The organism is Microbacterium sp. 71-23 (assembly GCF_001897265.1).
GTDB lineage: Bacteria > Actinomycetota > Actinomycetes > Actinomycetales > Microbacteriaceae > Microbacterium > Microbacterium ginsengisoli.
Map to the genome: position 1 here is coordinate 1 of NZ_MKSL01000005.1, position 4,163 is coordinate 4,163.

Below are 4,163 nucleotides of genomic sequence, written 5' to 3' on the forward strand. Positions count from 1 at the left end.
CGGGAACGACGGACCCAGCTCGACGGAGAAGCGACCCGCGGCCATCAGCGCGAGCGTGACCGGCAGGGCCTCGCGCCGCCACGTCAGCTGCTGCGACGTGAGCGGGTGCGGCGATCCGCCGGCGAACCCCCGGATGCCGAGCCGGTCCGCGTCGCTCCCGCGCACGATCGTCGCGATCCGTGAGCGGTCGGCGAGGAGGTCCAGCGACACATCGAGCGCCTCGTCGGTGCCGGCAGCATCGAGGATGACCGTCACGCCCTGCGGTGCGGCCTCCCGCACGCGCTGCGCGAGTCCGTCTCCGTAGGCGACGGGGATCGCGCCCAGCTCACGGAGCCGCTCGTGGCGGCGCGGCGACGCGGTCGCGACCACCGTGGCGCCCCAGAGCGCGGCGAACTGGATCGCGGCCTGGCCGACCGCGCCGGATCCGCCGTGGATGAGGAGGGTGTCGCCCGCGCGGACGTCGAGCGAGCGGAGCGCCTGGTAGGCGGTGCCCGCGGGCACGCCGAGCGCGGCGCCCTCCGCGGCGGTGACCCGCGGCGTGCGCGGCTCGACGTGGCGGGCGGGGACGACCAGCTCGTCCGCATACGCACCCTGGGCACCGAAGACGACGACGGCGTCGCCCGGGCGGATGCCCTCGACGTCCGCCCCCACCGCGGTGACGGTGCCCGCGGCATCGCTGCCCACACGGCGGGGCTCGACGATCGGGTCCGAGGCGCGCAGTCCGGCCCTCAGCTTGGCGTCGATCGGATTGACGCCGACCGCCTCGACGCGGACCGCGACCTCGCCGGGGCCGGGCGCGCTCGCTGCGGCCTCCGCGGGCGTGAGGACCTCGGGTCCGCCGAACTCCGTGTACTGGATCACCTGGGTCATGCCGGGGGAAACCTCTCTGCTCGGGTCCGCTATTCCTTCACCGCGCGCTGGATGCGCTGCAGCGACACCGGCTCGGCCGTGCCGAGCGTCTGCGCGAAGAGACTGATGCGGTACTCCTCGAGCAGCCAGCGCGCGTGCACGAGCGCCGCGGGCGCATCCGCCGGAGGCGGGAGGACGCCGCCGGCCTCGGCGTAGATCGCGGCGCCGCGCTCGAATTCGCTCATGCGCTGCCTGTCGCGTCCGGGGTTGTCCGCGAGGCCCTGCAGCCGCAGCACAGCGCCTTGCAGGTATCGCGGCAGGTGCACGAGACGCGCGATGCCGGTGCGGGCGACGAAGCCGGGGAAGACCAGGGCTGCGACCTGGGCCTTGACGTCGTTCAGGGCGCCGAGGAGTGTGAGCGCGTTGTGCGCGCGGACCGCGCGCTCGACGTCCCGCGCGAGGGTCAGGATGCGGGCGGTCAGCGAGACCGCCGCGAAGAGCTCGTCGACGACCCGCCCGGCGAACTCTTCGCGGACGGCGGCGAAGTCGACCGCGGTCCGGATGACGCCGTCGGGACGCACGCGGGCGATGACGGCATCCGCCACCGCGACCCGGCAGTCCTCCACCAGGGCGCGCGCCGACGGGTAGGGGGAGGCGGCCAGGGCGAGCTTCTCGGCGGCGGTGAGGTGGTCGAGGACGTACGCGGCCGGGCTCGGGGAGGACAGCAGCACGAGCCGCCGCACCCCCTCGCGCGTGCGGGCGGCGGCGGCATCCGGCGTCGACTCGATCCGCAGCGACACCGTGTCGCCGTCGTCGACGAGGGCGGGGTAGCCGCGCACGACGCCTCCGGCGACCTTCGTGTCGACGACGTCCGGCAGGTCGCCGACGTCCCACGTCGTGAGGCCGGCACGGGCGGCGAAGCCGGTGCCCTCGTCCGCACCCGCCTGCGGCGGCCGCGGTCCGCGGCGGTCCGGCGAGGATGCCGCAGCGGATGCCGTGCCGGGCGCCGCCCCGCCGAGGGAGCGGCTCACGGAGGAGCGCGCCCTGTCGGCCAGCCGTTGCTGGAGCGGCGCGAGCTCGCGGCCGGTTCCCACGGTGCGCCCGCGTTCGTCGACGGCGCGGAAGGACACGCGCAGGTGGCCCGGGACGCGGTCCTCGTCGAAGTCCTCCGGACGGACCGGCTGGTTGGCCACGCGCTGGATGCGGGCGGCGAGCGCCTGAGCGAGGCTCGAGGCCGGGAGTCCCTCGAAGCTCTCCGGCCCGAACCCCTCGAGGTCGTCGGAGAGCCGCGCCGCCCAGTCGGCCGCCGGCACCACATGGCGGCGGATCGCCTTCGGCAGCGAGCGGATGAGCGCCGCGATGAGCTCGTCGCGCATCCCGGGCACCTGCCAGTCGAAGCCGTCCGGCCGCAGCTGCGGCAGCAGGATGAGCGGGACGACGACCGTGACGCCGTCGTCCGGAGCGCCCGGTTCGAAGCGGTAGGAGAGCGACAGGACCTGATCGCCCTGCCGCCACCGGGTCGGGAAGTCGCGCTCGTCGGCGCGGGACGCATCGTCGACGAGGTCGCCCTCCGTCAGATCGAGGAGCCGCGGCGTGCGCGTGGAGGCGTCCCGCCACCAGGTCTCGAACGAGCGCACGTCGAACACGTCGCGGGGCACGCGCGCGTCGTAGAACGCGAAGACGGCCTCGTCGCCGGCGAGGATGTCGCGCCGACGCTCGCGTTCCTCGACCTTCTCCAGCCGCCGGCGCAGCTCCAGGTTGCGGCGGTCGAACGCGGTGAGGCGCTTGTCGAGCGACGAGGGGTCCCACTCGCCCGCGACGAGCGCGTGACGCAGGAACAGCTCGCGCGCCAGCGGGCGGTCGAACCGGGCGAGCTGCACGCGCCGCCGCGGGACGATCTCGACGCCGAACAGCGTCACCTTCTCGGCCGCGACGGCGGCCCCGGCATCCTTCGACCAGTGCGGGTCGCTGAGCTGCCGCTTGGCGAGGTCGCCGGCGAGCGGCTCCGCCCACGCCGGGTCGATCGCAGCGACGGTGCGGGCGAACAGCCGGGACGTCTCCACGAGCTCGGCCGCCATCACCGCCTGCGGCCGCTTCTTGCGCAGGCCGGAGCCGGGGAAGATCGAGAACCGCGTCCCCCGCGCACCCAGGTATTCGGACGCCGGGCGCCGGGACTCCGCCCCGCGGCCGCCCGTGCCGCGGCCGGCGGAGCGCGATCCGGCGCGTTCGTCCAGGACGCCGAGGTGGGAGAGGAGACCCGAGAGGATGGCTCGGTGCACGGCATCCGGGTCCGCCGCCTCGCCGCCGCTCCCGCGCTCCGCCTTCGCCCGGCCGAGGAGCGACACGAGCTGGCGGTGCACGTCGAACCATTCCCTGACGCGCACGTAGTTCAGGTGCTCCGCGCGACAGGTGCGGCGGAACGCGCTGGATCCAAGCTCCCGCTGCTGCTCCTGCAGGTGGTTCCAGAGGTTGAGGAGACTCAGGAAGTCGCTCGACGGGTCGGTGAATCGCGCGTGCAGCCGGTCGGCCTCCTCGCGGCGCTCCTCGGGCCGCTCGCGGACGTCCTGGATCGACATGCCCGCCACGATCGCGAGCACTTCGCGCAGGACCCCCGTCCGACGCGCCTCGAGCAGCATGCGTGCGAAGCGGGGATCGATCGGGAGCCGGGCGATCTCGCGACCCAGCTCCGTGAGGGTCGGGCCGTCGCCGCTCCGGCCGCCGCGGGTGTCACGGTGGGGGAGGCGCACCGCGCCCAGCTCGACGAGCAGATCGAAGGCGTCCTTCACGCCCCGGGAGTCGGGCGGGGTGAGGAACGGGAACGCCGCGACGTCGCCGAACCCGAGCGACAGCATCTGCAGCACCACCGAGGCGAGACTCGTGCGCAGGATCTCCGGTTCGGTGAAGGCGTCGCGACGGTCGAAGTCGTCCTCCGCGTAGAGGCGGATCGCGATGCCCGGCGCCGTGCGCCCGGCGCGTCCCGACCGCTGCTGCGCCGACGCCTGAGAGATGGGCTCGATCGGCAGCCGCTGGATCTTGCTGCGGCTGTTGTAGCGCGAGATGCGGGCCGTGCCGGTGTCGACGACGTAGCGGATGCCGGGGACCGTGAGGCTCGTCTCCGCGACGTTCGTCGCAAGGATCACGCGTCGCCGGACGCCGGCCACCGTGGAGCGTTCGAAGACCCGGTGCTGTTCGGCGGCCGAGAGCCGTCCGTAGAGCGGGAGCACCTCGGTGGGTGCCGCATCCTTCGCGTACATGCCGCGAACGGCATCCATCGCGTCGCGGATCTCCGCCTCGCCCGGGAGGAACACCAGGAC

The 4,163-nt window shown here is 74.4% G+C and carries 2 protein-coding genes; both read right to left on the minus strand.

Features of this window, described 5'->3' with window-relative positions; genetic code table 11:
* Nucleotides 1-870, minus strand: an 870-nt coding sequence (locus BGO15_RS00065; RefSeq protein WP_286746435.1) for a quinone oxidoreductase family protein, incomplete at its 3' end; no start/stop codon positions are given.
* Between the two features lie 29 nt (nucleotides 871-899).
* Nucleotides 900-4,163: ATP-dependent RNA helicase HrpA (gene hrpA / locus BGO15_RS00070; RefSeq protein ID WP_286746438.1), on the minus strand; the 3,264-nt coding region annotated here is incomplete at its 5' end.